Below are 26913 nucleotides of genomic sequence, written 5' to 3'. Positions count from 1 at the left end.
TTGTTCGAACTGTGGCTCTTCAACGAGCGCCCGATCGGGCACCCTGATAGGTGACAGCGCCGACTAGCAGGAGGACTGACCCACACCGTGACAGCAACCGACAGATCCGTCCAGCTCGTCAGGCTCGCCGCTGAGGCGGCGGCGGACAAACTGGCCGATGACATCCTGGCCTACGACGTGAGCGAGCAGCTCGTCATCACCGACGCGTTCGTGCTCTGCTCCGCCACCAACGACCGCCAGGTCCGCGCCATCGTCGACGAGATCGAGGACCGGCTGCGGATCGAGGCCGACGCCAAGCCCGTCCGCCGCGAGGGCGAGCGCGAGGGCCGCTGGGTCCTGCTGGACTACATCGACATCGTCGTGCACGTCCAGCACGAGGAGGACCGCACCTTCTACGCGCTGGAGCGCCTGTGGAAGGACTGCCCCTCGATCTCGCTGCCGGACAGCGTCACCCAGGTCGCCGCCCAGCGCGCCCGCGGGGCGGTAGCTGAGTGAGCCCCCGCGTCGTCTGCCTCAGGCACGGCCAGACGCTGTGGAACGTCGAGCACCGGTTCCAGGGGCACAGCGACATCCCGCTCGACGAGACCGGGGTCACGCAGGCCGCCCGCGCGGCCTCGCTGCTCGCCGCGCTCCGTCCCAGCATGATCGTCTCCTCCGATCTCCAGCGGGCCTTCGACACCGCCTCGGCACTGGCCCGGGTGACCGGGCTGGAGGTCAAGGTCGACAAGGACCTGCGGGAGCGCGGAGGCGGCGAGTGGGAGGGGCTCGTCCGCGAGGAGATCGCCGAGAAGTGGCCCCGGGAGTTCGTCGCCTGGGAGGCGCCGGGCGGTGAGCTGGTCGCCGACGTCGCGGTGCGGGTGTCGTCGTCCATCCGCCGCTGGGCGGCCGAGCTCGACTCCGACGGCCTGCTCGTGGTCGTCTCCCACGGAGCGGCGCTCCGGCTCGGCATCGCCATGCTGATGAACCTGCCCGAGGAGCTCTGGCCCGCCCTGGGCGGGCTGGGGAACTGCTCGTGGTCGGTGCTGGAGCAGTCGCGCAAGGGCTGGCGCCTGATGGAGCACAACGCCGGCACCCTCCCGGAGCCGGTCAGGAGCGACGACAGCCCCGAGGCCACCGAGGACGAGCCCGGAGTCGTCCCGGGGTGACGAGCCCGTCGCGGTCTCGTCCTGGCCCGCCCTGACTCCGTCGTGGCCCGGCTCGGCCCGTGTCCGCCGGGCTCGCCGGGGCCGCCGTGGCGGGCGGCGCCGGGGGAATCCGCCCTCCCCGGCATACGCCCCGGGGGCGGTGCGGGCCTCCCGGCCGTCGATTAGGTGAACACGCCGGTGTCCTTATATGCTTCCCGAGCGCCGCGACGAGAGCACTCGCAGCGGTGGCCAGGGGCTATGGCGCAGCTGGTAGCGCGCCTCCATGGCATGGAGGAGGTCTGGGGTTCGAATCCCCATAGCTCCACCTGAGGGTCGTTCTCGCAGCGGCACGAAAGTGGTTCACGAGATCCCGCCCGATCGGTTCGATCGGGCGGGATCTCGTCGTTTTCCGGCAGGCGGGGAGCCCATCGTCCGGGGTGCCGTCAGCAGCCGAGGGTGACGGTCGTCCGGGGTCGGCCCGAGGCGGGGTCCAGAGGCACGGGGAACGACTGCCCGCCGGTCACCCGGATCTCGACGGAGTTCGGCCCCGTCCAGGTGACCGAGTCGAAGGCATCGTCGGGGACGTCGTCGTTGAAGCAGCCGAGGTCCCATTCCCTGCTGAGCAGCCCTCCGTCCCTGCGGAGGCTGAGCCACATCACCGTGTCCGGCCCGAGGCCCGCCAGCGACCGCTGGAGCCGGACCCTGTACGGGTCCGGCCCGTCGACGAAGCCGGCCTCCTCGGTGGAGGAGAACGTCAGGACGAACGATCCCGCGAGCAGCGCGACACCCGCGCCCAGCCCGGCGAGAACGAAGACCACGACGCGTAGCCACATCCACCGCAGCCCGGCGGCGGCCAGTGCCGCCAGGAGGCAGGCCAGCACACCGAGCGCGAACGGATGGTTCAGGTGTTCCCTCAGGAGCACCAGGTCGGAGTCGTGGAAGTACGCCAGGAGCGCCAGGCCGGCCGCGCAGAGCGAAGTGGCCGACAGCGCGAGTGAGCGAGGAGGCATCGCGGATCCCGTCGGTGAGGTGCCACCGCGATCATGACAGCACCGCGGTGCCGTGGCCGCGGGGTGCACGGAATCTCGATGAAACCTCCCGATCCGGCCGTCCCGTGATCCTCGCCTCGCGCCGCCCTCCAGGACCCTGAGGGAGCCCGCGGGACCTTCGGGGATCTTCGGTGGACCTCGCGGGACGCGGCGGGAGGCCGGGGGAGTCCCCGGCTCGCCGTCCCGAACCGGTCACGTGCCCTCCGTCTGAACGCGTGACCGGCACGGCGCGGCGAGCCGGGGACCGCGAACGCGGGTGAGGCGCGCGGTTTCTCCACGATCGCGCATCCGCGATGTGGAAAAGCGCTTTTTAGTCGTCCTTAAGGTGCGCTTACCCATGATCTAATCAATGCCCGGCCGCCTTCGGGGATCGGACACCTCCGGGAGTCGGACCTTCGGGGATCAGCCGCCTTCCGGGGGTCGGTCGCGCCCGCGGCGGGCCCGCACCCGTCCGTACCGGCGGTCGTGCCGGTCGGTGCGGAACCAGAGCTGGACCCTGGCGCCTCCCGTTGAGGAGGCGTCGATGCGCAGCGTTCCGCCCGTGGACTCGGCGAGCCGGCGGGCGATGTCCAGGCCGAGCCCGGTGGATCCCGCGCCGCTGGCCCCGCGCCGCAGGGCGGCCTCGGGGTCGGCGATCCCGGGTCCGGCGTCGGCGATCAGCACGCCGACGGTGCCGGTGCCCTGGTGCAGGGTCACCGTGAAGCCGGCGCCCTCGGGGGTGTGCCGGAAGACGTTGCCGAGCAGGGCGTCCACCACGGCGCCGAGCTCGCCGGCCGCGACCGGGACCCGCGCGGGGGAGGAGGCGCCGATCAGCTCCCAGGGGCGCCGCTGGTCCTCGGCCAGCGCGGACCAGAAGGTCAACCGCTCGCGGAGCACCTCGGCGGCGTCGCAGTGAACCCGTTCCGGTGCGCGGGAGGGCTGCCTGGCGGTGGCGATGATCTGGTCCACCTCGGCCTCCAGCCGGGTGAGCGCGTTCCTGCTCTGCTCGGCCTCCGGCCCCAGGTGCTCCAGGCTGAGCCGCAGGGCGGCCAGGGGGGTGCGCAGCCGGTGTGACAGGTCGGCGGCCATCTCCCGTTCGGCGGCCAGCAACTGGACCACGCGGTCGGCCATGCTGTTGAACGCCTCACCCGCGGCGACCAGCTCCGGAGGCCCCTCGGGCTCGATGCGGACGCTGAGGTCCCCGGCCCCCAGGGCGCCGGCCGCCCGGCCCAGCCGCCGCGCCGAGCGCACCACGCGCACCCCCAGACGGTCGCCGACCAGCAGGGAACCGGCCACCAGCGCCGCCGCCACCCCGCTCAGCACCGCCCACGAGGCGGTGACGCCCCGGGTGAGCTCACCGGGCGGGACGAAGACCTCGATGACCACGGTCCGGCCGCCGTCCAGGGCGACGGGACGGAGCAGCAGGCGACCGGAGCCCAGCTCCGAGGTGACGGCCCGGGTCAGCCGGGAGGCCGCGGCCACCGCGGCGACGGGGGCCCTCACGGTGCCCGCCGAGCCGCCGCCCGGCAGGTGGACGCCGATCCGGTCCCGCGCGCCGGTGCTGAGCAGCGCGTGGGTCAGCCGGGCCGGATCGACGGTGATGGCCAGCACGGGCACCAGCGCGGACGCCTGCCGCTCCGCCTGGGCCATGGCCCGGTCGTGGGCGATCTCCCTGACGACCAGCCCCAGGGGGATGAGGAAGGCCAGGGCCACCATCGAGGTGCCCGCGACGGTGAGCAGCGCCAGGGTCCGCCTCACGACGGTGTGGTCAGCATGACCCCCACGCCGCGCACGGTGTGCAGGTAGCGGGGGGACGAGGCGCTCTCGCCGAGCTTGCGCCGCAGCCAGGACAGGTGGACGTCGATCGTCTGGTCGTCCCCGTAGGACTGCTGCCACACCTCGGTGAGCAGCTCCTTGCGGGAGACCACCCGGTCGGCCCGGGCGGCCAGGTAGGCCAGCAGGTCGAACTCGCGCCTGGTCAGGGTGAGCGGGTGGTCCTCGAGAGTGGCCTCGCGCCGGTTCATGTCCACCGTGAGCGCGCCGACGCGCACCACCGGGGACGGCGTGGCACTGCGCGCCCGGCGCAGCACGGCGTCCAGCCGGGCGTTCAGGTGGTCGCCGGAGAAGGGCTTGACCAGGTAGTCGTCGGCGCCCGCCTGCAGGAGACGGACGATCTCCGCCTCGTCGTCCCTGGCCGTGGCCACGATCACCGGGACGCTGGAGATGCTGCGGACCATCTTGAGCGCCTCGGCCCCGTCCAGGTCGGGCAGCCCGAGGTCGAGGATGACCGCGTCCGGCGGATTCTGCGAGATCTCCCGCAGGGCGTCCAGGGCGCGTCCCGCGCTGCGCACCGCGTGCCGGCGTCTGCGAGTTCCTGAATGATCGCGGATCGCACGTACTCGTCATCTTCGACCACCAGAACCGTCGCCATGCCGTGTAACGGTAGTGAACAATGAGACAAATGACGTAATAATTCACGATATGCGGCAGACGCTGGGGTTCATCGCGGTGTGGTGCGGCGCCACGGTGCTGGCGGTCTCGGTCGCCTGGCTCGGCGTCCGCGACGTGCTGCGCAGCGAGGTCTTCGAGGACGCGAGCGTCGGGTCGCTCAACGCCGCCGTCGGCCGTACCGGCGGGGGAGAGCCCCCGCCCGGGATGCCGACCGGCCCGCCGGCCGGGGCGTCCGACGTGACCGCGTCGCCCTCGACCTCGACCTCGGGCCGGACCCCGGCGCCGGGTCCCGTCCCCTCCGCCTCCCGGAGTGCCCGGCCGCTCCCGGACCGGTCCCCGTCGGCGAGCGGCGCGTCGCCGGAACGGACGCGGCGGGCCGGGCCGGCCCCCGGGACCTCTACGGCACCGGCGGCGCCCACGTCGCGGGCGTCCCGCCCCTCCCGGGCCGCCACGAGGGCGTCGCCGCCGGCCACCCCCGCGCCGGCCGCCACCAGGACCAGGTCGGTCTCGACCGAGAACCTGCGCGTCATGAACGTCAAGGGCGGCTCGGTCTCGTTCGCCATCGAGGACGGTGTCTGCCGTCTGGTCACCGCCGCGCCCAGGGCCGGTTACGAGGCCAAGGTCGCCTCGGCCACCGGGTGGATCCGGGTCGACCTGGTCCGGGGGGAGCACGGCTCGGCGGTCTTCTGCATCGGCGCGGAGGGGCGTACCGATCTGTGGGAGTACTAGCGGTCCGTGGGGGTACCAGCGGGCCGCCTCAGTCCCAGACGATTCCCGGCACCCGGTCGCCGGTCGCCTCGGCGACCAGGCGGGCGCTCTCCTCGGCCTCCGCGCGCCGGGCGGGCGCCAGGCGGTCGAAGAGGGTGATCGTCACCTCGCGGTCCTGGCGGCGGTGGCGCCAGGTGCCGGCCACCTCGCCGTCCACCAGCAGCGCCCCGGGCCCGGACAGGGCCCTCCAGACCCGCCGGCGCCGGTCGGCGTCGGGGACGAGCAGGGTCCGGTCGGCCTGACGCAGGTAGGGATCGTGCGGCGGGACGAGGACCACCCCCTCGGCCTCGGGTGCCCGCCGTACCTCGTCCAGGAGCGCCTCGGGCAGGTCGTGGCGGCGGCCGTCGATCCGCACCCGGACCAGGTCGTCGCCCAGTTCCCTCCACAGCCCGGCGACGGCGGCGGTGTCGCCTCCCATCCAGTCGCGGAACAGGGTTCCGCCGGTCGGGCCGTTCACCCGGAAGTAGGCCTCCAGCAACGTCAGACGCGGGTCGCCGTCCCGGCGGTCCTGGCGGCCCTGTCCCTTCTCCCGCTCCGCGCGAGGGGCCTCGGGGGCGGGGTGGAGCATGGTCACACGCTGGTCGCCGGGGCCGACGGCGATCCGCGCCCGGCATCCGGCCGCGCGGAACAGCGCGTCGGGAACGTGGTCGGCGTCGCAGCGCTCGCACCGCCCCACCAGCGAGGCCGGGACGCGTCCGTTCACCTCGCGGCTCGCCTCCGGCTTCGGCGTGGGGCCGGTCACCACGGCGCGCAGGGCGGCGGCCACCTCCTCGACCGCGGCGACCCAGGCGGCCCCGCCCTCGTCCGACTCCCGGGGGGCGAGGGCGGAGCGGACGAGGTCCAGATCGGTCAGGCGGTGCGCGTGCGGCGCTCCGCGCACCGTCCACATGCTCACCAGCGGCCCGCCGGGGGAGAGGGCCTCGGCGACGCTCGTCGATCCGACGCCACTCGTGCGCTGGATCAGCGACCGTCTGGCGTCGGCCTGCCGGCCGTCCTGGAAGCCCAGCAACAGCAGGTCGTCGAGCGTCTCCTCGCGGGATCGGCGGGCCAGGCCGTGCCGGTGCCACCTGAAGCCCAGCCAACGGGCCCTGTCCAGGGTGATCGTGCTGCCCATCGGATCACTGTAACGGGAGGCGCGGAAGGGGCGGGAACCGGCGCGGATCCGGATGCCGATGAAAGATTCACGATTTTTCCTGACATATTCCTTTCACCCTTGACGATCAATGCGGTCAGGGTGAAACTGGGCGGCAACCCGGTGCGCCCGGCGCCCCCGGGACACCCGTGACACCCGGGCCCGGCGGTCCCGTGGCGCGGGACCCGGCGAACCGTGGCGTGCCGGTCCCGGTGGTCCGCGGCGGGACCCGTGACGGACGGGATCCCGTGACGGACCCGAAGAGCCGGGTGATCCGCTACTCGCCTTGTTAGCGCTAACAACACCGGAACGCCCTCGGTCGCGTACCGCCGCGGCGTATCGGACGCTCCCAAAACCCCACGTCAAGGAGACTCATGAGATCAGAGGGATCCAGGACACGGAAGGCGCTCGGCGGCCTCCTGGCGACGGCTCTGGCGCTGATGACGACCGTCGCGACGGTGAGCCCGGCAGGCGCGGCCACCCGCTACGAGGCCGAGAGCGCCCGCATCTCCCAGGGGGTGGCCGAGTCCAACCACGCCGGCTACTCCGGTACGGGCTTCGTCAACGGCGACAACGTCGCGGGCTCCTACGTGGAGTGGACGGTCCAGGCGGCGAGCGCGGGCACCGCGACCGTGGCCCTGCGCTACGCCAACGGCTCGACCGGCAACCGTCCCGGCGACGTCTCCGTCAACGGCACGGTGGTCTCCGCGGCCCGCGCCTTCGGCCCGACCGGGGCCTGGAACACCTGGGCGACCAGCACGCTCACGGTCACGCTGCGGGCCGGCGCCAACACGATCCGGGTCACCGCGACCACGGCGGGCGGCAACCCCAACCTCGACCACCTCGACCTGGAGACCGGCTCGTCGGACACCGCGCCCCCGACCGCGCCGTCCGGCCTGACCCGGTCCGCCGTCACCGCCACCACGGCGACCCTGAGCTGGACCGCCTCCTCCGACAACACCGGTGTGACCTCCTACGAGGTGCGCAGCGGGAGCACCGTCTACGCCACCGTCACCGGCTCGCCGCCGGCCACCTCCGTCACGGTCACCGGCCTGGCGTGCGCCAGCCCGTACTCGCTGCACGTGGTGGCGAGGGACGCCGCGGGCAACGTCTCGGCCCAGAGCGGGACCGTCACCTTCACCACCGCGGCGTGCGGCGGCGGGGTGCCGTCGGGCATCACCCAGATCTCCACCGGCTGGACGGTCCCGTGGGGCGTGGCCTGGCTGCCGGACGGGCAGAACGCGCTGGTCACCGAACGCGACAGCTTCCGCGTCTACCGCACCGCCCTGTCGGGCGCCAGGACGCTGGTCGGCACCGTGCCCGAGACGATGGGCACCGGCGGCGAGGGCGGCCTGCTGGGGGTCGCGGTGGACCCGAACTGGACGAGCAACCGCTACGTCTACTTCTTCCACACCGCCTCCGAGGGCAACCGGATCGCCCGGATGACCTACGACGGCACCTCGCTGAGCGGCTACACGGCCCTGGTGCGGAACATCCCCAAGAACCGCTACCACAACGGCGGCCGGCTGGCCTTCGGCCCGGACGGGTACCTGTACGCCACCACCGGTGACGCGCAGGTCACCGCCAACGCGCAGAACCGCGACTCGCTCGCCGGCAAGGTCCTGCGGATGACCACCGCGGGGCAGCCCGCCCCGGGCAACCCGTTCGGCACGCTCGTCTACAGCTACGGTCACCGCAACCCGCAGGGCATCGCCTGGGACTCGCGGGGACGGCTGTGGCAGGCGGAGTTCGGCAACAGCCAGTTCGACGAGCTCAACCTGATCAAGCCGGGCCTCAACTACGGCTGGCCCACCTGCGAGGGGAGCTGTTCCGTGGCCGGCATGGAGAACCCCAAGCGCCAGTGGACGGTGAGCACCGCCTCGCCCAGCGCCGTCGCGGTCGTCGGCGACGCGGTCTACATGGCGGCGCAGCGCGGTGAGCGGCTCTGGCGGATCCCCCTGGAGGCCGGGGAGGCCACCGGCACGCCGGTCGCCTACTACGTGGGCACCTACGGCAGGCTGCGCACCGTGGTCGCGGTGCCGGGAGCCAACCGGCTCTGGCTGACCACGACCAACGCCGACGCCGGCGGGGGTGAACCCGCCGGCTCCGACCGCATCCTCAGGGTCGACATCTCCTGACGCCGGTCTCATCGGGGACGCCGGCGCCCTCCAGGGCGCCGGCGTCGCCGAGGTCGCGTAGTCGCGCGGCGGCCTCGGCGACGCGCTCCTCGCCGAAGACCGCGATCCCGTTGCGTTCCAGCAGGGCGGTGGTGACACCGTTCCCCGGCACCCGCCCGCCGCCGAAGGCGCCGTCGTGGACGGCCAGGCTGCCGCAGGAGGGGCTGCCCTCCTTGAGGATCGCCACCCGCGCGCCACAGGAGCGGGCGGCCTCCAGCGCCGCCCGCGCGCCGGCCAGGAAGGGCGCGGTGACGTCGGCGCCGTCGGCGGTGAGCACCCGGGCCGTGCCGTCGAGCACGGCGGCGCCCCCGGCGCCCCCCTCGATCTCCGCAGCCGGGCGCGGGACGGGCAGCCCGCCCTCCACCTCCGGGCAGAACGCCACCAGCCGCCCCTGCCGCCGCCAGGTGGCCAGCAGCGCGTCCTCGCTGGTCTTCGCCGCACCGTCGTACCGAACCTTGCGCCCCATCAGGCAGGCGCTGACCAGGATCCTGTCCACCGGCCCAGGGTACGCGGCACGGGCCGGGCGGGCGGATGGGCGCCGGTGCCGGGCAGTACCCTGCTGCTCATGTTCTCCGACTCCCCGAGCTCCGCGAGCTCCGTGAGCTCCGCGGGCACCGCGAGGCCTCGATGATCGGGCCGCTCGCGACGGGCCTGATCGTGCTGTCACTGGTGATCGGCGTGTGGGCCCTGCTGAACACCGCGCGCGACAGGGCGATGGGACGGGTGCTGCCGGTCGCGCTCGCGGTGCTGGAGCTCGGCCTGCTCGTCCAGGCCGGGGTCGTGGCCGCCGCGCTGGCACGGGGAGAGGGCCCGCCGGGGACGGCCACCGTCGTCGGCTATCTCGCGGGCACCGTGCTGATCCCGCCGGTGGCGCTGTTCCTGGGGTACGCCGAGCGCTCGCGCTGGGGGTCCGCGGTGATCGCGGTGGCCGGTTTCGCGATTCCCGGCATGGTCGGCCGGCTGCTCCAGATCTGGCAGGGACTGGCGTGAGCGAACCGGCGATCGGCACCGGCCCCGGGCGCGTGCTGGTGGCGGTCTACGGGGTGTTCGCCCTGGCGGCCGGGGCCCGCGCCGCCGTGCAGATCGCGACGCGGTTCGGCGAGGCGCCGCTGGCCTACGCGCTGTCGGCGTTCGCCGCGGCCGTCTACCTCGTGCTCACCGTGGCCCTGGTCAGGGGGAACAGGACGCTGGCCCTGGTCGCCTGCGGGATCGAGCTGGCCGGGGTGCTCGTCGTCGGCACGCTCGGGATGATCGATCCCGAGTCCTTCCCGCGGGCCACGGTCTGGTCGGGCTACGGGAGCGGCTACCTCTTCATCCCGCTCGTGCTGCCGCTGCTGGGTCTTTACTGGCTTTTACGACGTCGTTAGTTAGGTCCGTCCCGTTCCGGGCAGCTCTGCTCTTCGAACCGACCAAACCACAAGGGAGGCACGGTCATGAGCACGATTGAACAGTCCGTTGACGTCAACGTTCCCATCCGGACCGCGTACAACCAGTGGACCCAGTTCGAGAGCTTTCCGGAGTTCATGGAAGGCGTCGAGTCGATCAAGCAGCTGAGCGACACGCGTACCGCGTGGGTCGTCGAGATCGCCGGGGTTCACCGGGAGTTCGAGGCGGAGATCACCGAGCAGCACCCTGACGAGCGGGTGGCGTGGAAGTCCGTGGAGCGGCCGCACCAGGCCGGCGTGGTGACCTTCCACCGCCTCGGCCCGGACACCACCCGGGTCACGCTCCAGCTCGACTACGACCCCGAGGGGTTCGTCGAGACGGTGGGTGACTGGCTGCAGATCGTCCGCCTGCGCATCCGTGGCGACATGGAGCGTTTCAAGACCTTCATCGAGTCGCGCGGCGACGAGACCGGTGCCTGGCGCGGCGAGGTGCCCGGTCCGCACGAGCGCGGTGCCGAGGGCGGCCTGACGGGCGGCTCCGGTACGGGCGTCGCCGGTGGTGGCGGCGTCGCGGGCTTCGACGAGCCCGCCCCGCCGCGCACGGTGGGCGGGACCTACCCGCCGGACTCCGCGCTTCCCCCTCCCGGCGGCACGCCGCTGCCGGGCCCCGGTCGTGGCCTCGGCGAGGAGCCGCCGGCCACTCCCGGGCCGCGTATCTGACGACCGCCCCGCCCGCCCGGTGCCCGGCCCGTCCGGGTCCCGGGCCTCGGAGCCGGGGTCGGCGCCACGTGTGAGAGAGCCGGGTCACGCCCTGTAAAGAGGGGCGCGGCCCGGCTTTCACGTTGTCAGCAATGTGCGGCGCGACCCACCGGTCAGGAACAAAGCCAGGTTTCAGTCCTGTTACAGTCGTGGTCAGCCAATCATCCTACGATTGGATGAACCACCGAGGAGGACTGGAACCCGCATGAGCGTGCTCACCCATCAGACCAGGGGCCGTACCACCGGCACGAACGGCTCCCTCGCCTGGCTGCTCGTGCTGGGGATCATCCTCGCTGCGCTCAACCTGCGCACCGCCGTCACGAGCGTCGGGCCGGTTCTCGACCACATCACCTCGGCGCTCGGAATGTCCGCCGCCGGGGTCGGCCTGCTCACCACCCTGCCCGTGCTCATCTTCGCCTCCGTCGGCGCGGTGACCCCGGCCCTGGCCAGGAGGGTCGGCGAGCACCGCCTGCTGCTCCTGTCGCTCCTCGTGCTCGGCGCCGGCCTGCTGATCCGTTCGATGGTCGGCTCGGCCGAGGTGTTCCTCTACAGCAGCGCGCTGGCGCTGTCGGGCGGCGCGGTGGGCAACGTGCTGATCCCCAGCCTCATCAAGCGCCACTTCCCCGGCAGGGCCGGGGCCATGACCACCGTCTACACCACCGCCCTCGCGGTGGGCACGATGCTCGCGGCCGCCGCGACCGTGCCCATCGAGCGGGCCGCCGACGGCAACTGGCACGTCGCGCTGGGGGTGTGGGGAGCGCTCGCCGCCGTCGCCGCCGTCCCGTGGCTCGTGCTCTCGCGCCGTGAGCCGGCGGGGGCCGGCACGGACGGCGGCACCGGAGCCCGTGCCCTGCTCCGCAGCAGGCTGGCCTGGGCGGTCGCCGCCTACTTCGGCACGCAGAGCATGGTCGCCTACATCATGTTCGGCTTCCTGCCGAAGATCCTCGTCGACGGTGGCTACACCACCGCGCAGGCGGGCTTGGTGCTGGGCGTCTTCACCGCCATCGGCATCCCGGTCTCGCTCCTCGTGCCCGCGATCGCCTCCCGGTTCACCGACCAGCGGCCCGTGGTGGTCGCCTTCGTGCTCTTCTACACGGCGGGCTTCCTGGGGCTCTGGCTCGCGCCGTCGTCCCTGGCCTGGGTCTTCGCGAGCCTGGTCGGCATCGGCATGGGATCGTTCCCGCTGGCGCTGACCATGCTCGCCATGCGCACCCGCACCCCCGAGGCCACGGCCGCGCTCTCGGCCTTCGGGCAGAGCACCGGCTACCTCATCGCGGGCGCGGGGCCCCTGGTCGTCGGCATCCTGCACGAGTCGAGCGGCGGCTGGACGATGCCGTTCCTGCTGCTGTTCGCCGTGGTCGCCGCGCAGCTCGTGGCGGGCTGGTACGCCGGCCGCCCGGGTCACCTGGAGGACGAGGGAGCCCTCGCCCGCTGAGGGCCTCGCCGAGGCGACGACCGGCGCTCCCGCCTCGGGGCCCCGGCCGGCCGGAGAGCGGGCGGGGACCGGCGCCGCCGTGCGCGCCCGCGCTCAGCGCAGGCGGCCCGCCAGGCCCGCCGCGGTGAAGGCGTCCACCAGGGCGTCGCGGCCCTCGGTGAAGTGGGCCCAGCTGTCGAAGTGGACGGGAACCACCCTGCGCGCGCCGAGGAGCGCCGCCGCCTCGGCCGCCTGGACGCTGTCCAGCACGAGCAGCGCGCCGTCGAGGAGCGCGGGAATGCGGGGAGCCCCGGCGAAGAGGACGGCCGTGTCCACCGGCCCGAACCGCTCGGCGATCTCCTTGACCAGGTCCAGCGAGGCATTGTCGCCGCTGACGTAGACCGTGGGCAGGTCGTCCGCGGTCAGGACGAAGCCGACGACCTCCCCGAGGAGCGCCTCGGCCCCCTCCGGGCCGTGCAGGGCGGGCGCGCCGGTCACGGTCACGGTGCCCCCGCCGGGACGCGGCAGCTCGACCGGCTCCCACGGCGCCAGGCCCCGGGCGTTGCCGCCCAGGCGGCCGGCGCCGCCGGGGGTGGTGAGGGTGAGCGGGACGTCGGACAGCAGGGCCCGGCCGGAGTGGTCGAGGTTGTCGGGATGCTCGTCGTGGGAGAGCAGGATCACGTCGACCGGGCCGAGGTCCGCCGGAGCGGCGGCGGCGGGCGCGGTCTTGGTCAGGCTGCCGCCGGGCACCGGGTAGTCGCCGGGGGCGTCGAAGGTCGGGTCGGTGAGGAACCGCAGCCCGCCGTACTCGACGAGGGCGGTCGGGCCGCCGAGGACGCGGACGGGGATCTGCTCGTCGAGGGTGTCGCCATCGGTCATGAGAAAAGCACCTCACGGATGAGAAGGGGTTTATCCGTGAGGAACGGTATGAGTTCTCACGGATGACGGCAAGTCATACCATGAGGGACATGGAGGAGACCGTGACCGTCGACCCCGTCCTACCACCGGCGCCCGGCGTGGAGCGGTATCTTGCCCTCGACTTGGCCAACACCGCCTTCACCTTGCCCGGCGACCGGTTCGCCGACCTTCTCGGCACCCCCGCCGCCGCCGGCCGGTGGCTCGCCGAACGCGACCTCGCCCCGCCCGACGCCGGGCTGCAGGAGATGTGCGCGGCACAGCTCAGGTCGCTGCGCGAGCAGGTCAGGGCGCTGCTCGCCGCCCGGGTCGGCGCGCTGCCCGCGCCCGCCGGGGCGCTCACCGCCGTCAACGACGCGCTCACCCGGGTCCCCGCGGCCTCCCTGCTGTGCTGGGACCCCGCGCGCGGCCTGTACCGCGCCGCCTCCCACCCCCTCACCCGGATCGTCGACCACGCCCTGGCGGTCCTCGCCGCCGACGCCGCGGACCTGCTCACCGGCCCGGACTCCGGACGCCTCACCGCCTGCACCTCCGCCCCCTGTGACCGCTACCTGCTGCGGCACGGCCGCCGCCACTGGTGCTCGACCCGCTGCGGCGACCGCGCCCGGGCGGCCCGTGCCTACGCGCGCCGCGTCCGGCCCGGGGCGGACCGGGCGGATTGAACGGACCGGCCGGTCCGGACGGGCCGAGGGGGCGGACGGACCGTGTGCGGGAGGCCGGTGAGCCGGGAGCGGGGGATGAGGGGACTAGGTGGAACGGGAGAGGTGCCGCGGCCCCCGCCCCCGCCCCCGGCCCCCTCCACGGCCCCCTCCACGGCCCGGCTCCCGGCCCGGCTCCCGGCCCGGCTCCCGGCCCGGCTCCCGGCCCACCGCCCGCAGCGCCGCTGCCGCGGCGATCAGCGCGCTGTTCGAGGAGACCTCGCTGAGCAGGCCCGGTGCCGCCACCGAGTCGCCCGCCAGCCAGACGCCTTCCCCCCGCTCGATCGCCGGCCGGTCCCACCAGGTGGTCCCCGGCAGGTCCAGGGCGCCGGTGCGACCGTTGCACACGGCCTCCCGGCGCCAGGTCGTCCGCTCCCGCCAGCCGGGCAGCCCGAGGTCGGCCACCCGCTCCGCCCGCGCGACCGCCTCGTCCTTGGTCTCGCCCGCCCGCATGGGCATCTGGAGCTGGCAGAGGGAGTGGCCGGCGGGGGCCAGCGACGGGTCGGGCAGGCTGTAGCGTTCCAGGAACCCGCCCTCGTCCAGGTCGGAGACGAGGAAGAGGTCGCCCGCGCGTTCGCGCAGGCCGAGGTCGAGCAGGACGGCCCTGCCGCTCTCCCAGCGCAGCGACACGTCCCGCAGCAGGGGCCTGGCGGCCTCCAGGGAGGTCGCCACGATCACCGGGGTGTCCTCGGGCAGCGTGTCCACCCGCGAACCGGTCTCGATCCGCACGCCCAGGTCGCGCGCGTGGACCGCCATCCGGTCGATCACCCGCCCCCAGCCGCCGACGACGTAGCGCGGCGCCGGGAAGCGCGGCGCCGCCACCCGCAGCATCCGCTCCCAGACGAACGCCGCGGACAGCCGCCCGGGGTTCGCGTCGTAGGTGACCACGCCGACCAGCCCGGCGGCGGCGCGCATCCCCTCCTCCCCGAAACGGCGCCCGGCCCAGGTGGCGAAGTCCTCGTCGGCCGGAGCCCGCAGGCGCCGCCTGGCCAGGGCCTTCACCAGCGACATCGGCGGTCCGCCGAGCCGGCCGCCGTGCCGGAACCTGGTCCTGGCCAGCGCGCCGAGGGGGAGCCTGGTGTACGGCTGGACCAGGCCCCTGGCCGCCAGCCAGCGCCACGGCTCGCCGTCGGAGTAGAAGACGTGGGTGCCGTCGTTGGCGACGTACCGGCCGCCGGTGCTGCGGGCCCGGCCGCCCAGTTGCCGATGGGCCTCGTGGAGGGTGACCCGCGCGCCGCCCTCGGCGCACGCGATGGCCGCGGTGAGCCCCGCCAGCCCCCCGCCCACGATGCTGATGTCTCGCGTCTGTCGTGTCATGCCCCTGGGACGCGTCCGGGCGGGGCGTTCGTGACATCGGCCTCACCGGCGGGGGAGAGGGGACTCACAGGCGGGCGAGCTTGTCCGGGTTCGCCACCATGAAGACGGTCCTGATCAGGCCGTCCGCGACGTCCAGCGAGAACACCGTGACCGCGCGCCCGCCCACCCGCACCAGCAGGGCCGGTGCGCCGTTCACGTCCACGATCTCCATCTTGAGGCCCTCGTCGGCGTCGGCGCCCACGCTCTCCATGAACTTCCGCGCCCCCTCGTCGCCGGCGATCGCGGCCAGGAAGCGCACCACCCTGCCCGCGCCCCTGATGACGCGGCGCGGCGCCTTGGCCTTGCCGCCGCCGTCGCTGACCAGCGACGCGTTCTCGGCGAACATCGCGGCCAGCGCCCCCAGGTCGCCGCCCAGGGCCGCCCGGGCGAACCGCTCGGTGAACTCGAGCCGCAGCTGCCGGTCCACCTCGAACCTGGGCCTGCCCTCCCGGACGTGATCCCTGCCGCGCCGGGCGAGCTGCCGGGTCGCGGCCTCGCTGCGGCCGATCACCTCGCCGATCTCCGCGTACGGCATGCCGAACGCCTCGCGCAGCACGAACACCGCCCGCTCCAGCGGGGAGAGGGTCTCCAGCACCACGAGCAGCGCCAGCTCCACCGAGTTCGCCAGCTCCACGTGCTCCGCCACGTCCGGGGTCACCACCAGCTCCGGCAGCCAGGACCCCACGTACGACTCCCGCCTGGCCTTGAGCCGGCGCAGCCGGTCGATCGCCAGGCGCGTCACCACCCTGACGAGGTAGGCCCGGTCGTTCTCCACCGCGGAGACGTCCACCTCCGACCAGCGCAGCCACGCCTCCTGGACCACGTCCTCGGCGTCGGTCAGGCTGCCCAGGATCCGATAGGAGACGCCGGTCAGCAGGTCTCGGTACTCCTCGAAACGCTCAACAGTCATGGCGACATAGACGTATCACGGCGCCGAAGTGTGACATGACCCGGTAAACGGCTGTTTACCGGCACGCTCTACCATTTCAGAGCGGATGTCAGCAGTGAAGGAGCGGGAAGTGACCGGAACGATCCTCGCCGAACCGGGTACGGCGCGGCAGGGGAGGCATCTCTGGCTGACCCTGGTGGCGCTCTCTGCGGCCGGGATGGTCGTCTCGGTCCAGCAGACCGTGGTCATCCCCCTCCTGCCCCGGCTGATGACCACCTTCGGCGCCTCGGTCGCCGAGGTGACCTGGGTCTTCACCGCCTCGCTGCTGGCCGCGGCGGTGGCCACGCCGCTGCTCTCACGCCTGGGTGACATGTACGGCAAGAAGCGGATGATCCTGTTCACCGTCGGCCTGCTCGTCGTGGGGTCGGTCGTCTGCGCGCTGTCGGACTCCCTGCCCGTGCTGATCGCCGGACGGGCACTGCAGGGCGCGTCCGCGGCGCTGATCCCCCTGGCCATCGGCATGATCAAGGACAGCTTCCCGGCCGGCAGGGTCATGACGGCCATCGGGGTGGTCAGCGCCACCATGGGCGTCGGCGGCAGCCTCGGCATGATCGTCACGGGCCTGATCGCCGACCGTACCCCCAGCCACCACCCGGTCTTCTGGATCACCGCCGGGCTCGCCGCCGCCGCGATCGTCCTCATCACGTTCAGCGCCCGCGACACCGGGGGCGGCACCGGGGGCCGCCCCGACCTCGTCGGCGCGGCGCTGCTCTCGATCTGGCTGGTCTGCCTGCTGCTGGCGATCTCCAAGGGCAACGACTGGGGCTGGGACTCCGCGATCGTCCTCGGGCTGTTCGCCGGCGCGGTCGTCGTCTGCGCCGCGTGGGTCTACAGCCAGGTGCGGCTCCGCGCCCCGATGGTCCGCCTCCACCTGCTCGTCGGCCCGCGCTCCCTGCCCGCGAACCTGGCCTCGCTGCTCCTGGGCTTCGCCATGTTCGGCTCCTTCACACTGATCTCCAGCTTCGTCCAGACGCCCCCGTCCGCCGGGTACGGCTTCGGCGGCTCCGTCCTCGACGTCGGCCTCTACGCGCTGCCCAGCACCGTGACCATGCTGCTCTCCTCCTTCATGGCCGGCCGCCTGTCCGCCCGGCTCGGCCCCGCCTACTCCCTGGCCCTCGGCGCGGGCCTGTGCGCGACCGGATTCGGCTGGTTCACCTTCTTCAACGACTCGGTGCCCCACCTGATCGGCTCCAACGCCGTGCAGGGGCTCGGCTTCGGCATCGCCTACGCCGCGCTGGGAGCGCTCGCCGTCCAGCACGTGCCGATGAACGAGAGCGGCATCGCCAGCGGGATCAACTCCCTGGTCCGCTCCATCGGCGGCAGTGTCTCGGGAGCCGCGACCTCCGCGCTCCTGACCTCGATCACCGTCGCCGGCACCTCCGTCCCGGACCGGAGCGCGTACGTGATCTCCTTCGGCATCATCACCCTGAGCGCCGTCGGGTCCGCGGCGGTCGCCCTCGTCTCCGGAATGCTGGCGCGAGGGGTGCCGTGAATCGGTTAGGATTTCATCTGCGTCGCAAGGGGCTATGGCGCAGCTGGTAGCGCGCCTCCATGGCATGGAGGAGGTCTGGGGTTCGAATCCCCATAGCTCCACCCGGGCCGTCCCCGAGACGGTTCGAAAGCGGTTCACGAGATCCCGTCCGATCACCTCGATCGGGCGGGATCTCGTCGTTTTCCGCCCGCCGGGGTCACGGCGTTCCCCCGGCGGACGAGGCCGCGCCGCCGGCCGGGCGGGGCCGCGGCGTTCCGGCGGGGTCGCGGCGTCAGCGCGCACGCTCGACCCGGCCCTCGTGCCAGACCGGCCCGTCGCTCTCGTACACGGTCCCGTCGGCGCCGAAGATCAGGAAACGGTCGAGGTCGTCGGCGAACCAGCGGTCGTGGGTGACGGCCAGCACGGTGCCGGAGAAGGAGGCCAGGCCCTGCTGCAGGGCCTCGGCGCTGGCCAGGTCCAGGTTGTCGGTGGGCTCGTCCAGGAGCAGCAGGGTGGCGCCGGACAGCTCCAGCAGCAGGATCTGCAGCCGGGCCTGCTGGCCGCCCGACAGGGTCTCGAACCGCTGCCCGGCCGCGGGAGCGAGCTCGTAGCGGGCCAGGGTGGCCATGGCCTCGTTCAGGGTGAGCGCGTGACCGCCCATGACCAGCTCGGCCGGGGTGCGGCCGTGCAGTTCCGGCCGGGCGTGGGTCTGCACGAACCGCCCGGGTGTCACCCGCGCTCCCAGCCGGACCGAGCCGCTGTGCCGCACCGCGGGTACCGCGCCCTCGGCGGCCTGCTCCAGCAGGTGCAGGAAGGTGGACTTGCCCGAGCCGTTGGAGCCGAGCACCCCGACGCGCTCGCCGTACCAGATCTCGGTGCCGAACGGCCGCATCAGGCCGGTGAGCTCCAGGTCCTCGCAGACGACGGCGCGTTTCCCGGTACGGCCACCGCGCAGCCGGATCCGCACGTTCTGCCTCCTGGGCGGGCGCTGCGGCGGGCCTGCCTCCTCGAAGCGGCCGAGCCGGGTGCGCGCGGCCCGGTAGGCCGAGGCCAGCGCGTCGTTGCCGGCCGCGGTCTGCCGCAGGGTGCGCACCAGATGCCTGAGCCGGTCGTGTTCCTCGTCCCACCGGCGGCGCCGCTCCTCCAGCCGGTCGATGCGCTCCTCGCGTGCCGCGGCGTAGGTGGCGAAGCCCCCGCCGTGGACCCAGACGCCTCGGTCCTCCACGGTCACGATCCGGTCGGCGGCCTCGGCCAGGAGGCGGCGGTCGTGGGAGACCAGCAGCACGGTCTTGTTCGTGCCCCGCAGCCGTTCCTCCAGCCACTGCTTGCCGGGCACGTCCAGGTAGTTGTCCGGCTCGTCCAGCAGCAGCACCTCGTCCGGGCCGCGCAGCAGGGCCTCCAGGACCAGGCGTTTCTGCTCGCCCCCCGACAGGGATGCCACCGGGCGGTCCCGGATCGCGTCGTAGGGCAGGCCCATGGACTCGGTGGCGCAGACGTCCCACACCACCTCCATGTCGTACCCTCCGGCGTCGGCGTGGTCGGCGACGGCCTGGGCGTAGGCCAGTTGCGCGGCCTCGTCGTCGGCGGCGGCCAGTGCCGCCTCCGTCCGCGCCAGGGTCGCGGCGGCGGCCCGGACACGATCCGGCGCCACCGACAGCAGCAGGTCGTGCACGCTCCGGTCGTCACGGACACCCCCGATGAACTGCCGCATCACCCCCAGCCCGCCCGAGGAGACCACGCGGCCGTCGTCCGGCCGCAGGTCTCCGGCGATCAGCCGCAACAGGGTCGTCTTGCCCGCGCCGTTGGGCCCCACCAGGGCGGCCTTCACCCCTTCGCCGACGCGGAACGACACCTCGTGCAGGAGGAGCCGCCCGTCCGGCAGCACATGGGTCAGCCGGTCCACCTCGACGTGTCCCGCCACGGCTCCTCCTTCGGGTGAACTTCCGGACCCGCACGATCGAGTGCCGGATCGTTGTTCCGGTAACCGGACCAATGATCCGGTGCTCGATCGTCATACTAGACTCGCTCCCGTGGACACGAGCAAGGCGGGACCGGAAACGCGCCGACCGGCAGCAGCGGTAGCGGCGGGGGAGGTGTGGCTGCGGCCGCCCGCGCGACGGGGACGCGACGCCCCGCCGCTCAGCCGGGAGCGGATCGTCGAGGAGGCCGTGGCGCTCCTGGACGCCGAAGGCGCCGACCGGCTGACCATGCGGCGCCTGGCCGAGCGGCTCGGGACCGGCTCCACCACGCTGTACTGGCACGTGAAGACCAAGGACGACGTCCTCGACCTCGCCCTCGACGCGATCTTCGCCGAGGTCGAGATCCCGTCGGGCGACGACCGGGGGTGGCGGGCCGGCGTCACCGCGCTGATCGGCGGATGGCGCGCGGTCCTGCTGAGGCACCCCTGGTCGGCGGCGCTGCTGGGCCGTCCGATGCTGGGCCCCAACGTGCTGGCCCGCAGCGAGTTCCTCTACGCGACGCTCCTGGAGGCCGGGGTCGTCGAACCCCGTCTCACCGCCGCGGCGTACGGGCTGTCCAACTACGTCATCGGCTCCGGGCTGATGCAGGCCACCTGGCCGGCGGGTGGCGGGGAGGACGTGCGCGGGGCCGCCCGGGAACACCTGCGTGCCAACCGGGAGCGGTACCCGGCCCTCGCCGCCCACGGCCCGCTCGTCGCGGAGGGCGACTGGGACGCCGGCTTCACCCTCGGCCTGAACTGGCTTCTCGACGGCATCCAGGCCGGTGTCCCCGACGCCGGCGCCGATGCCGACGGTGCCGACGGTGCCGGTACCGGTGGCCCGGCGCGAGCGTGAGGCGGTCACGTCACGGGAGGGCGCTCGTCCCGATGCCGGAAAGAGCTTAAGGATGTCAACAGTCAACATCGTGAAGGGGAGGGTACGATTCGGGACGTGAGCGCCGAATCCGACCCCCTCGCGGCGGAACTGGGCGAGCTGGTCTCGCGGGTCGCCGGGCGGTTGCGCGCGCAGTTCAACGCGACGGCGGCGGAGCTGGACCTTCCCCCCGCACAGGCCCTGGCGCTGGCCAATCTGCGCCGTCCCGTCCCGATGCGCGAACTGGCCGACGAGCTCTCCTGCGAGGCCTCGAACGTGACCGGCATCGTCGACGGCCTGGAGCGCCGCGGCTTGGTGGTCCGCCGGCCCGACCCGTCCGACCGGCGGGTCAAGCGTCTGGTGCTGACCGAGGAGGGAACGCGGAGACGGGACGTGCTGTGCTCTCGCGGTCACGCGCAGGCGACGTCCCTGTTCGCGCTCCCCGGCGACGATCGCCTGCTGCTGAGGGACATGCTGAGGCGGCTCCTGGGCGACACCGGCGCCGACCGGGGCGGGGACGCGGGCCGGTGATGTTTGCCGTCCGGAGGTAAGGGCAGCCGAGGACGTATCCGACGTGGTGCTACAGGAGGTCAGATGGTCCCCCGGAAGCAGAAGGTCGGCACGGTCGCGGTGGTCGCCCATCAGCGCAAGACGTTCGGCGGAGGCCTGGACGAGCTGCGCAGGCTGCTCGCCGACGAGGGTGTCGGCAAGCTGCTCTGGTACGAGGTGCCCAAGAGCAAGAAGGCTCCCAAGAAGGCGCGCAAGGCCCTCAAGGAGGGTGCCGACCTGGTCCTCGTCTGGGGCGGCGACGGCATGGTGCAGCGCTGCGTGGACGCGCTCGCGGAGTCCGGTGTGACGATCGGCATCCTGCCCGCGGGCACGGCCAACCTTTTCGCGCAGAACCTCGGCATCCCCGAGGACCTGCCCAAGGCCGTGCACATCGCCTTCCACGGCGAGAGCCGGAAGCTGGACCTCGGGAGCGTCAACGGCGAGCACTTCGCCGTCATGGCCGGGGTCGGGTTCGACGCGGCGATGATCAAGGACGCGGACCGGGGGCTCAAGGACCGCCTGGGACGCGCCGCCTACGTCTGGACCGGCCTGCGCCACATCCGCGGCGAGCTGGTGCACATGGACGTCAAGATCGACGGGGTGCCGTGGTTCGAGGGTGAGGCGAGCTGCCTGCTGCTGGGCAACGTCGGCACCATCACCGGCGGGATCGAGGCGTTCGACGACGCGCGCCCCGACGACGGCTGGCTGGAGGTCGGCGTGACCACGGCGAAGGGGCCGATCCAGTGGGCGCGGGTGCTCGGCCGGATGACCACCGGCAGATCCGACGACTCGCCGTTCGTCCGGATGACCCGGGCGCGCAAGATAACCGCCAAGCTCGGCGCTCCCATGACCTACGAGCTGGACGGCGGCGCCAAGGGGACCGTCACCGAGCTCAAGGCCAAGGTCGTGCCCGGTGGCATCACGATCCGCGTCCCCGCCTCCACGGAGGAGACGGGGGGCACGAAGAGCGCCGAGGGCGCCGAGGGCGCCGAGGGCGCCGAGGGCACCGTGGGCGAAGGCGTCACGCGGGGGGCGGACACCGCGCGGGGAGCCGACGAGCCGGCCGGGACCGCGTGACCGTGAGCCCGCCGTCCCGGGGGCCGGGGTCCTGGGCGGCCGTGACCGGGGGGCCGGCCGCCGGCCCCTGAGACACCGTGGCCGTGGTGGCCGTGGGCCCGTGAGCCCCGAGTCCGTGGCGATCGCGTCCGGTGGCGGCCCCGGCGGGTGACCGCACCGGCGAGGCGCGACCGGACGATCTCGACTTTTCATTAACATTCATAACAAATACACATTCGGTATAGTTTGTCGATATTTTCGCTTGATGGAAGCGAGCGGATCGATGACCGCCAACCGTTGGACCGAGGCCGACGTGCCCGATCAGGGGGGACGCGTCGCCCTGGTGACCGGCGCCAACACCGGTATCGGCCTGGAGACCGCCCGGGTGCTCGCCGGACGCGGGACCACCGTGGTGATCGCCTGCCGCGACACCGCCAAGGCGGCCGTCGCGGTGGAGCGGATCCGCGCCGGAGCGGCGTCCGGGGCCGGGGTCGAGGTGCTCCGCCTCGATCTCGCGTCGCTGGAGTCGGTACGCCGGGCCGCGTCGGAGTTCCTCGACCGCCACGAGCGCCTTGACCTCCTGGTGAACAACGCCGGGGTGATGGCCCCGCCGCCGAGCCGCACCGAGGAGGGGTTCGAGCTGCAGTTCGGCGTCAACCACCTGGGTCACTTCGCCCTGACCGGCCTGCTCCTCGGCGCTCTCCTGAAGACCGCCGGCTCCCGGGTGGTCACCGTCGCCAGCATCGCGCACCAGCAGGGCCGGATGGACCTGGGCGACCTGCGCGCCGAGCGTTCCTACAACGCCTACACCGCCTACGGCCGCTCCAAGCTGGCGAACCTGATGTTCACCTACGAGCTGCAGCGCAGGCTCGTCGCGGCGGGGGCGGGGACGATCGCGCTGGCCGCGCATCCGGGGATATCCAGGACCGAGCTCAGCCGGAACCTGTCGCCGGTGCTGCGGGCCCTGAACGAGGTCGTGGGCGCCCTCGTCCTGCAGGACGCGCGGACGGGCGCCCTGCCCAGCCTCCGCGCGGCCACCGATCCGGCCGCCCGGGGCGGCGACTACTACGGCCCGTCCGGGGTGGGAGGGTTCCGCGGCCATCCCCGGCGGGTCCGCTCCTCCGCCCGCTCGCACGACGGGGCCGTCCAGCGGCGGCTCTGGACGGAGTCCGAGCGGCTGTCCGGGGTCGTGTACGAGCTGTGATCGAGCTGGAGGTGTCGATCGACATAGCGCGCCCCGCCGCCGAGATATGGCGGATCATCTCCGACTTCGGCCAGGACCCCCGCTGGCGCGCGGGCGTAACCACCATGGCACCGGACCCCCCGGGGCCGGTCGTCCCGGGCACCGCCACCGACGAGTCGATCAGCTTCCGTGGCCGTTCCTACCGCACCGGCAGGCTGGTGACCCGGGTGGTGCCGGGCAGGGAGTTCTCCTGGCGGATGACGTCGGGGTTCGACGCCGAGGGCGGCAGGTCGGTCGTGCCGCTGGGCGAGGACCGGTGCCGGGTGACCGTACGACTCAGGTGCAGGCCGCCCGGCCTGCACCGCCTGCGCGGCCCTCTGCTGAGCCGCGCGCTCAGGCAGAAGTACCGGCAGGATCTCCGCCGCCTCAGCGACCTGGTGACCACCCGCGCCTGACCCGTACGCGCGTGAGTCCTCGGGCGCGTGCTCGCGGGACGTGCCGTCGTTGACGCCTACCGGCGGGTAGGAATAGGTTCCCAGATACCGTCCGGTCGGTTAAGTCGGGTGAGGGGAGCGCGTCCGCGCGCGGGACGAGGCCGCCTGCCTCGCCCGGTGCCGGCGGGCGCCCCGGGCCTCCGACCGGCCACGACGACCCGTTTCGTTGACCGTTCGGAGGCATGAGATGACCGACGTCCAGCTCGCCCGTCAGGCCTGGCGGCGCCTGGAGCCCCTGCACGGGATGATCTATTTCGTTCCCGAGGCGGCGGAGCGCTACGCCGCGCTCGGCGTGGAGGGGCGCGCCGGTTACTTCGCCTCCCGATCGGCCCCCTTCGGCGCCGCCTCGGCCGAGCTGGTCATCGCGAGCTTCTACAACTTCAACCCCGCGCTCGTCCGCAGCCATCTGCCGGCCGTCTGGGGGGTGACGACGCCGGAGAAGATGCTCGACGCCCGCCTGGAGGCCGCCGACGCGGCACTGCGGCGGGCCGGGGTCCACGAGATCGACACCCTGGCCGACACCGCCGAGCTGGCCTCCCGCGCCGCGCGGGAGGCCTGCGAACACCCCCAGGGCCGTCCGCTGTTCGCCGCGCACGCGGCGCTGCCCTGGCCGTCCGAGCCGCTGCCGAAGCTCTGGCACGCGCAGACACTGTTGCGCGAGTTCCGCGGCGACGCCCACGTGGCGACCCTCCTGGCCGAGGGGGTCGGGCCGCTGGACGCGCTGGTCCTGCACGCCGCGACGGGGCAGGTCCCCACGGTCTTCCTCAGGTTCAGCCGCGACTGGCCCGAGGAGGAGTGGGCCGCCGCCGCCGAGAGTCTGCGCGAGCGCGGCCTGATGCGGGGGGAGGAGCTCACCGACGAGGGCAGGACGCTCAGGCAGCGCATCGAGGACCGTACCGACGAGCTCGCGCTGCCCGCGTACGCGGCGCTCTCCGACGAGGAACTGGCCCGCCTGGCCGAGCAGGCCCGCGTCTTCGGGCGAACCGTGGTGGACGCGGGCCTGCTGACCTTCTCCGGCTGAGCCGGGGGGGATCCGGTCTCACCCCCGCGAGGCCGGATCCCCCACCTGACCGACGAAGAGCGGGGTCAGCGTCGGCCGGTGCACGATCGCGAACGCGAACGGGCGGTCGGCGCGGACCTCCACCTCCGGCGGTGCCATGGCCATCACCGGGAAGGCGAGCCCGGTGACGGCGGCGGCCTCGGTCCCCCACTCGTCCACGGTGACGGTGGCGCGATGCACCGCCTGCCCGAGCGAGGCGCCGCCGGTGATGCCGGAGTAGTCGGAGCCGCGCAGCCCCAGCGTCCCGAGCGGTTCCGTCAGGTCCAGGGCGGTGGAGAAGTCCCAGCGGGGCAGGGCCAGCCGTACCGGCCGCTCCCGCAGTCCGGAGGAGACCTCGGCCAGCACCGCGGGGGAGAGCAGGTCGGCCGGGGAGGCGCCGGTCCGTGGCACGAGGACCCACATGGCGAGCTCGTCACCGGCGTAGCGCAGCTCCACGGCCTGCCAGGCGGGCCCCTCCACGTACGGGACGGCGCCGTCGCGGCGCATCAGGGTGACGCGCGCGGTCGTCCCGTCCGCGCGGGTGAAGGCGGCGTTCTCCTCGGGCGGGTCGGTGAACGGCGTCGCCCAGTCGGCCTTGAGGTAGAGGGCGTCCGCGATGACCAGCCCGGTGTCCGGGTCCAGCCGGTCGAACACCTCGGTGATCCGTCCGGCCGTCCGCTCCTCGGCCCAGGCGTTGATGACCCCCGCGGCGTCCCCGGTGAAGTCCACCTGGTGCGCGCCCGTCCCGTACTGCTCGGCGAGCGTGCGCAGGAAGCCCGGTTCGACGCTCAGCCCCTCCTGGACGAACAGTCCGTCCGCGATGCCCACGATCGGGGCGCGGGGCGGGCCGCTCTGGGCGTCCCGTCGCTCGTCCGGGCCGGCGACGGGCGGCGGGTCGTCGGTCGTGACGATCCGCCGGGTCAGCGCGTTGAGCGGGACGTGCGGCCCTTCGGAGGGGAAACCGAAGACCCTGTCGAGTTCGGCGGCGGTCTCTCCGGTGGCTCCGGCCCTCGCCATCCCGAACGCGTGGGTGATGCTCAGCGGGGACAGGACGACGTTGGCCGCGCCGGGCGCGGCGATCGCGAGCAGCGAGTGACCGAAGGCCGTCAGGCCGCGTACGGTCTCCGCGACCGGAGGGTTCTGCGGGACCTGCCGCTTCACCCCCTTCGCGGTGATCAGATCGGGCCTGGACATGGCGCATGCCGAGAGGGCGGCGACGGCCAGCAGTGCGGGGAACAGTCGGCGCATGCCTGTTGAACGTACGCCGCCGCCGAACGGTTCACGCGCCGGTCCGCGAGTCCCGCCCGTCCGGCCTCGTCCGGATCCTTCGGGCCTCGTGGGGAGCCGCCGTGTTCCTTCGGACCCCGTCAGGTCAGTGCGGCGAAGGCACCCGCGCCGATGAGGGCGACGGCCCAGGCGAGATCGAGGTTGAACCAGGCCCTGCGCAGCACCGACACCCCCAGCCGCTCGTAGACGAGCAGGGCCAGGGCGGTGGTCACGACCAGCATGGCCACCGTGTGGACCCCCGTCGCGAGCAGGCTCTGCGAGGCCAGGGCGGCGGCGCCCTGCTCGCCGTGCCCCGGATGCCCCGCGTGACCGCCGTGCCCTCCGTGGCTCCCGTGCCCGGAGTGCGCCTCGTGCCCGGTCCCCGCGCCGAGGGTGACCGGGAGCACCATGAGGCCCGCGCCGTGGGCGGTGGCCATCAGGAACGACCAACCGGTGAGCTGCCATCCGTTCACCTTCATGCCCACCCGGCGGGGGTGGTGCCGCCTCAGCAGCCGCCATACCCCGAACCCGCAGACCAGGGCCGCCACACCGTACGAGACCCCCTTGGGCGGGGCGGCGAGCCGTGCGGCCGACACCAGTACCAGCGTGATCAGCACCGAGGCGGCGTGACCGAGCACGATCGGCGGGAGCGCGCGGAACACGCCGGCGCGCGAGCGCTCCTGCAGGCCGAGCGCGACCGCGAAGAGCCAGCCCATGGCCGGGTTCAGGCCGTGGAAGGCGCCCAGTCCGGCCACGATGAGCAGGGGGGTCAGATCCATCGGATGCGCCTCACAGGGACGGCCGGCCGGGACCTGACGGGTTCGCAGGAGGCCGGAAGCGGACGGAACTCGGGAGGACGGAGGGGCGC

At 73.5% G+C, this 26913-nt stretch carries 27 protein-coding genes, 2 tRNA genes and 1 pseudogene; 18 read left to right on the top strand and 12 right to left on the bottom strand.

Going from position 1 to position 26913, the window contains the following annotated elements:
* Window positions 1-87 precede the first annotated feature (87 nt).
* From rsfS to AB0G16_RS18400, 3 genes are all read left to right on the top strand, one after another.
* The gene (gene rsfS, locus AB0G16_RS18410) at window positions 88-495 is read left to right on the top strand and encodes a ribosome silencing factor (protein ID WP_362806009.1); all 408 of its coding nucleotides are present in this window, start codon (window positions 88-90) and stop codon (window positions 493-495) included.
* Entirely contained in the window at window positions 492-1145 is a 654-nt protein-coding gene (locus AB0G16_RS18405) for a histidine phosphatase family protein (protein WP_362806007.1), read from the top strand. The genes rsfS and AB0G16_RS18405 overlap by 4 nt, the downstream gene beginning before the upstream one ends.
* Before the next feature lie 231 nt (window positions 1146-1376).
* Window positions 1377-1449, top strand: a tRNA-Ala gene (locus AB0G16_RS18400).
* 118 nt (window positions 1450-1567) lie between these two features.
* Here AB0G16_RS18400 and AB0G16_RS18395 read toward each other — a convergent pair.
* The 4 genes and pseudogenes from AB0G16_RS18395 to AB0G16_RS18380 all read right to left on the bottom strand — a co-directional run bounded on the left by AB0G16_RS18395 (window position 1568) and on the right by AB0G16_RS18380 (window position 5133).
* Window positions 1568-2134, bottom strand: a complete 567-nt coding sequence (locus tag AB0G16_RS18395; protein WP_362806005.1) for a hypothetical protein — start codon at window positions 2132-2134, stop codon at window positions 1568-1570.
* Window positions 2135-2575: 441 nt separating this feature from the next.
* On the bottom strand, window positions 2576-3910 hold the full coding sequence (locus AB0G16_RS18390; RefSeq protein ID WP_362806003.1) for a HAMP domain-containing sensor histidine kinase: 1335 nt from the start codon (window positions 3908-3910) through the stop codon (window positions 2576-2578).
* Window positions 3907-4583 (bottom strand): annotated as a pseudogene (locus AB0G16_RS18385) (response regulator transcription factor). Before AB0G16_RS18385 ends, AB0G16_RS18390 begins: the two are co-directional and overlap by 4 nt.
* Window positions 4584-4626: 43 nt before the next feature.
* Entirely contained in the window at window positions 4627-5133 is a 507-nt protein-coding gene (locus tag AB0G16_RS18380) for a hypothetical protein (protein ID WP_362806001.1), read from the bottom strand.
* On the opposite strand from AB0G16_RS18380, the gene AB0G16_RS18375 reads away from it, so the two are divergent.
* Window positions 5132-5332: a hypothetical protein gene (locus AB0G16_RS18375; protein WP_362805999.1), complete on the top strand. Its 201-nt coding sequence runs from the start codon at window positions 5132-5134 to the stop codon at window positions 5330-5332. The two genes, AB0G16_RS18380 and AB0G16_RS18375, sit on opposite strands and share 2 nt — an antisense overlap.
* A gap of 28 nt (window positions 5333-5360) precedes the next feature.
* On the opposite strand, the gene AB0G16_RS18370 is transcribed toward AB0G16_RS18375, so the two are convergent.
* A complete protein-coding gene (locus AB0G16_RS18370; protein WP_362805997.1) occupies window positions 5361-6485 on the bottom strand; it encodes a crosslink repair DNA glycosylase YcaQ family protein in 1125 nt (374 codons plus the stop codon).
* A 392-nt stretch (window positions 6486-6877) separates the two neighbouring features.
* On the opposite strand from AB0G16_RS18370, the gene AB0G16_RS18365 reads away from it, so the two are divergent.
* Entirely contained in the window at window positions 6878-8641 is a 1764-nt protein-coding gene (locus tag AB0G16_RS18365) for a PQQ-dependent sugar dehydrogenase (protein WP_362805995.1), read from the top strand.
* Here AB0G16_RS18365 and AB0G16_RS18360 read toward each other — a convergent pair.
* Complete coding sequence (locus AB0G16_RS18360; protein ID WP_362805993.1) at window positions 8622-9176, bottom strand: DUF523 domain-containing protein; 555 nt, start codon at window positions 9174-9176, stop codon at window positions 8622-8624. The genes AB0G16_RS18365 and AB0G16_RS18360 overlap by 20 nt on opposite strands.
* Before the next feature lie 131 nt (window positions 9177-9307).
* Between AB0G16_RS18360 and AB0G16_RS18355 the strand changes: the two genes are divergently transcribed.
* From AB0G16_RS18355 to AB0G16_RS18340, 4 genes are all read left to right on the top strand, one after another.
* Window positions 9308-9670, top strand: a complete 363-nt coding sequence (locus AB0G16_RS18355; RefSeq protein ID WP_362805991.1) for a hypothetical protein — start codon at window positions 9308-9310, stop codon at window positions 9668-9670.
* The gene (locus tag AB0G16_RS18350) at window positions 9667-10047 is read left to right on the top strand and encodes a hypothetical protein (protein ID WP_362805989.1); all 381 of its coding nucleotides are present in this window, start codon (window positions 9667-9669) and stop codon (window positions 10045-10047) included. The genes AB0G16_RS18355 and AB0G16_RS18350 overlap by 4 nt, the downstream gene beginning before the upstream one ends.
* A 66-nt stretch (window positions 10048-10113) precedes the next feature.
* Complete coding sequence (locus AB0G16_RS18345; protein WP_362805987.1) at window positions 10114-10785, top strand: SRPBCC family protein; 672 nt, start codon at window positions 10114-10116, stop codon at window positions 10783-10785.
* 244 nt (window positions 10786-11029) lie between these two features.
* Window positions 11030-12259 (top strand): MFS transporter, encoded by a 1230-nt coding sequence (locus AB0G16_RS18340; RefSeq protein ID WP_362805985.1) that lies wholly within the window; start codon window positions 11030-11032, stop codon window positions 12257-12259.
* 93 nt (window positions 12260-12352) lie between these two features.
* On the opposite strand, the gene AB0G16_RS18335 is transcribed toward AB0G16_RS18340, so the two are convergent.
* Entirely contained in the window at window positions 12353-13117 is a 765-nt protein-coding gene (locus tag AB0G16_RS18335; RefSeq protein ID WP_362805983.1) for an MBL fold metallo-hydrolase, read from the bottom strand.
* Window positions 13118-13206: 89 nt separating this feature from the next.
* On the opposite strand from AB0G16_RS18335, the gene AB0G16_RS18330 reads away from it, so the two are divergent.
* Complete coding sequence (locus AB0G16_RS18330; RefSeq protein WP_362805981.1) at window positions 13207-13815, top strand: ABATE domain-containing protein; 609 nt, start codon at window positions 13207-13209, stop codon at window positions 13813-13815.
* An 84-nt stretch (window positions 13816-13899) separates the two neighbouring features.
* Here the strand turns inward: AB0G16_RS18330 and AB0G16_RS18325 are convergent, their stop codons facing one another.
* Both AB0G16_RS18325 and sigJ read right to left on the bottom strand, forming a co-directional pair.
* Window positions 13900-15168, bottom strand: coding sequence for an NAD(P)-binding protein (locus tag AB0G16_RS18325; RefSeq protein ID WP_362805979.1), 1269 nt, complete (start codon window positions 15166-15168; stop codon window positions 13900-13902).
* 64 nt (window positions 15169-15232) lie between these two features.
* A complete protein-coding gene (gene sigJ, locus AB0G16_RS18320; RefSeq protein WP_362805977.1) occupies window positions 15233-16117 on the bottom strand; it encodes an RNA polymerase sigma factor SigJ in 885 nt (294 codons plus the stop codon).
* Window positions 16118-16226: 109 nt separating this feature from the next.
* On the opposite strand from sigJ, the gene AB0G16_RS18315 reads away from it, so the two are divergent.
* Complete coding sequence (locus tag AB0G16_RS18315; RefSeq protein ID WP_362805975.1) at window positions 16227-17648, top strand: MFS transporter; 1422 nt, start codon at window positions 16227-16229, stop codon at window positions 17646-17648.
* 28 nt (window positions 17649-17676) lie between these two features.
* Window positions 17677-17749 (top strand) — tRNA-Ala (locus AB0G16_RS18310).
* A 170-nt stretch (window positions 17750-17919) separates the two neighbouring features.
* Here AB0G16_RS18310 and AB0G16_RS18305 read toward each other — a convergent pair.
* Window positions 17920-19548 carry an ATP-binding cassette domain-containing protein gene (locus tag AB0G16_RS18305; protein WP_362805973.1) on the bottom strand — a complete coding sequence of 543 codons (1629 nt, stop codon included), beginning with the start codon at window positions 19546-19548 and terminating at the stop codon, window positions 17920-17922.
* Between the two features lie 109 nt (window positions 19549-19657).
* On the opposite strand from AB0G16_RS18305, the gene AB0G16_RS18300 reads away from it, so the two are divergent.
* The 6 genes from AB0G16_RS18300 to AB0G16_RS18275 all read left to right on the top strand — a co-directional run bounded on the left by AB0G16_RS18300 (window position 19658) and on the right by AB0G16_RS18275 (window position 24761).
* Window positions 19658-20440, top strand: a complete 783-nt coding sequence (locus AB0G16_RS18300; protein WP_362805971.1) for a TetR/AcrR family transcriptional regulator C-terminal domain-containing protein — start codon at window positions 19658-19660, stop codon at window positions 20438-20440.
* 96 nt (window positions 20441-20536) lie between these two features.
* The gene (locus AB0G16_RS18295) at window positions 20537-20989 is read left to right on the top strand and encodes a MarR family transcriptional regulator (RefSeq protein ID WP_362805969.1); all 453 of its coding nucleotides are present in this window, start codon (window positions 20537-20539) and stop codon (window positions 20987-20989) included.
* Between the two features lie 63 nt (window positions 20990-21052).
* The gene (locus AB0G16_RS18290) at window positions 21053-22084 is read left to right on the top strand and encodes a YegS/Rv2252/BmrU family lipid kinase (RefSeq protein WP_362805967.1); all 1032 of its coding nucleotides are present in this window, start codon (window positions 21053-21055) and stop codon (window positions 22082-22084) included.
* A 244-nt stretch (window positions 22085-22328) separates the two neighbouring features.
* Window positions 22329-23267, top strand: coding sequence for an oxidoreductase (locus AB0G16_RS18285; RefSeq protein ID WP_362805965.1), 939 nt, complete (start codon window positions 22329-22331; stop codon window positions 23265-23267).
* Entirely contained in the window at window positions 23264-23701 is a 438-nt protein-coding gene (locus AB0G16_RS18280) for an SRPBCC family protein (protein ID WP_362805963.1), read from the top strand. Before AB0G16_RS18285 ends, AB0G16_RS18280 begins: the two co-directional genes overlap by 4 nt.
* A gap of 226 nt (window positions 23702-23927) precedes the next feature.
* Window positions 23928-24761: a hypothetical protein gene (locus AB0G16_RS18275; protein WP_362805961.1), complete on the top strand. Its 834-nt coding sequence runs from the start codon at window positions 23928-23930 to the stop codon at window positions 24759-24761.
* Window positions 24762-24779: 18 nt separating this feature from the next.
* On the opposite strand, the gene AB0G16_RS18270 is transcribed toward AB0G16_RS18275, so the two are convergent.
* Both AB0G16_RS18270 and AB0G16_RS18265 read right to left on the bottom strand, forming a co-directional pair.
* On the bottom strand, window positions 24780-26027 hold the full coding sequence (locus AB0G16_RS18270) for a serpin family protein (protein WP_362805959.1): 1248 nt from the start codon (window positions 26025-26027) through the stop codon (window positions 24780-24782).
* A 119-nt stretch (window positions 26028-26146) separates the two neighbouring features.
* The gene (locus AB0G16_RS18265; RefSeq protein ID WP_362805957.1) at window positions 26147-26824 is read right to left on the bottom strand and encodes a hypothetical protein; all 678 of its coding nucleotides are present in this window, start codon (window positions 26822-26824) and stop codon (window positions 26147-26149) included.
* Window positions 26825-26913 lie beyond the last annotated feature (89 nt).

It is taken from the genome of Streptosporangium sp. NPDC023615, from assembly GCF_040640155.1.
Lineage (GTDB): Bacteria > Actinomycetota > Actinomycetes > Streptosporangiales > Streptosporangiaceae > Streptosporangium.
The sequence above is the reverse complement of the archived record's forward strand: the minus strand, read 5'-3'. Positions and strand labels throughout refer to the sequence as shown.

Coding starts and splice junctions, on each gene's coding strand:
- AB0G16_RS18395 (WP_362806005.1), bottom strand. CDS start 2,134: ATGCCTCCTCGCTCACTCGCGCTGTCGGCCACTTCGCTCTGCGCGGCC.
- AB0G16_RS18375 (WP_362805999.1), top strand. CDS start 5,132: ATGAACGTCAAGGGCGGCTCGGTCTCGTTCGCCATCGAGGACGGTGTC.
- AB0G16_RS18380 (WP_362806001.1), bottom strand. CDS start 5,133: ATGACGCGCAGGTTCTCGGTCGAGACCGACCTGGTCCTGGTGGCGGCC.
- AB0G16_RS18370 (WP_362805997.1), bottom strand. CDS start 6,485: ATGGGCAGCACGATCACCCTGGACAGGGCCCGTTGGCTGGGCTTCAGG.
- AB0G16_RS18365 (WP_362805995.1), top strand. CDS start 6,878: ATGAGATCAGAGGGATCCAGGACACGGAAGGCGCTCGGCGGCCTCCTG.
- AB0G16_RS18355 (WP_362805991.1), top strand. CDS start 9,308: ATGATCGGGCCGCTCGCGACGGGCCTGATCGTGCTGTCACTGGTGATC.
- AB0G16_RS18345 (WP_362805987.1), top strand. CDS start 10,114: ATGAGCACGATTGAACAGTCCGTTGACGTCAACGTTCCCATCCGGACC.
- AB0G16_RS18340 (WP_362805985.1), top strand. CDS start 11,030: ATGAGCGTGCTCACCCATCAGACCAGGGGCCGTACCACCGGCACGAAC.
- AB0G16_RS18335 (WP_362805983.1), bottom strand. CDS start 13,117: ATGACCGATGGCGACACCCTCGACGAGCAGATCCCCGTCCGCGTCCTC.
- AB0G16_RS18330 (WP_362805981.1), top strand. CDS start 13,207: ATGGAGGAGACCGTGACCGTCGACCCCGTCCTACCACCGGCGCCCGGC.
- AB0G16_RS18325 (WP_362805979.1), bottom strand. CDS start 15,168: ATGACACGACAGACGCGAGACATCAGCATCGTGGGCGGGGGGCTGGCG.
- sigJ (WP_362805977.1), bottom strand. CDS start 16,117: ATGACTGTTGAGCGTTTCGAGGAGTACCGAGACCTGCTGACCGGCGTC.
- AB0G16_RS18290 (WP_362805967.1), top strand. CDS start 21,053: ATGGTCCCCCGGAAGCAGAAGGTCGGCACGGTCGCGGTGGTCGCCCAT.
- AB0G16_RS18285 (WP_362805965.1), top strand. CDS start 22,329: ATGGAAGCGAGCGGATCGATGACCGCCAACCGTTGGACCGAGGCCGAC.
- AB0G16_RS18275 (WP_362805961.1), top strand. CDS start 23,928: ATGACCGACGTCCAGCTCGCCCGTCAGGCCTGGCGGCGCCTGGAGCCC.
- AB0G16_RS18270 (WP_362805959.1), bottom strand. CDS start 26,027: ATGCGCCGACTGTTCCCCGCACTGCTGGCCGTCGCCGCCCTCTCGGCA.
- AB0G16_RS18265 (WP_362805957.1), bottom strand. CDS start 26,824: ATGGATCTGACCCCCCTGCTCATCGTGGCCGGACTGGGCGCCTTCCAC.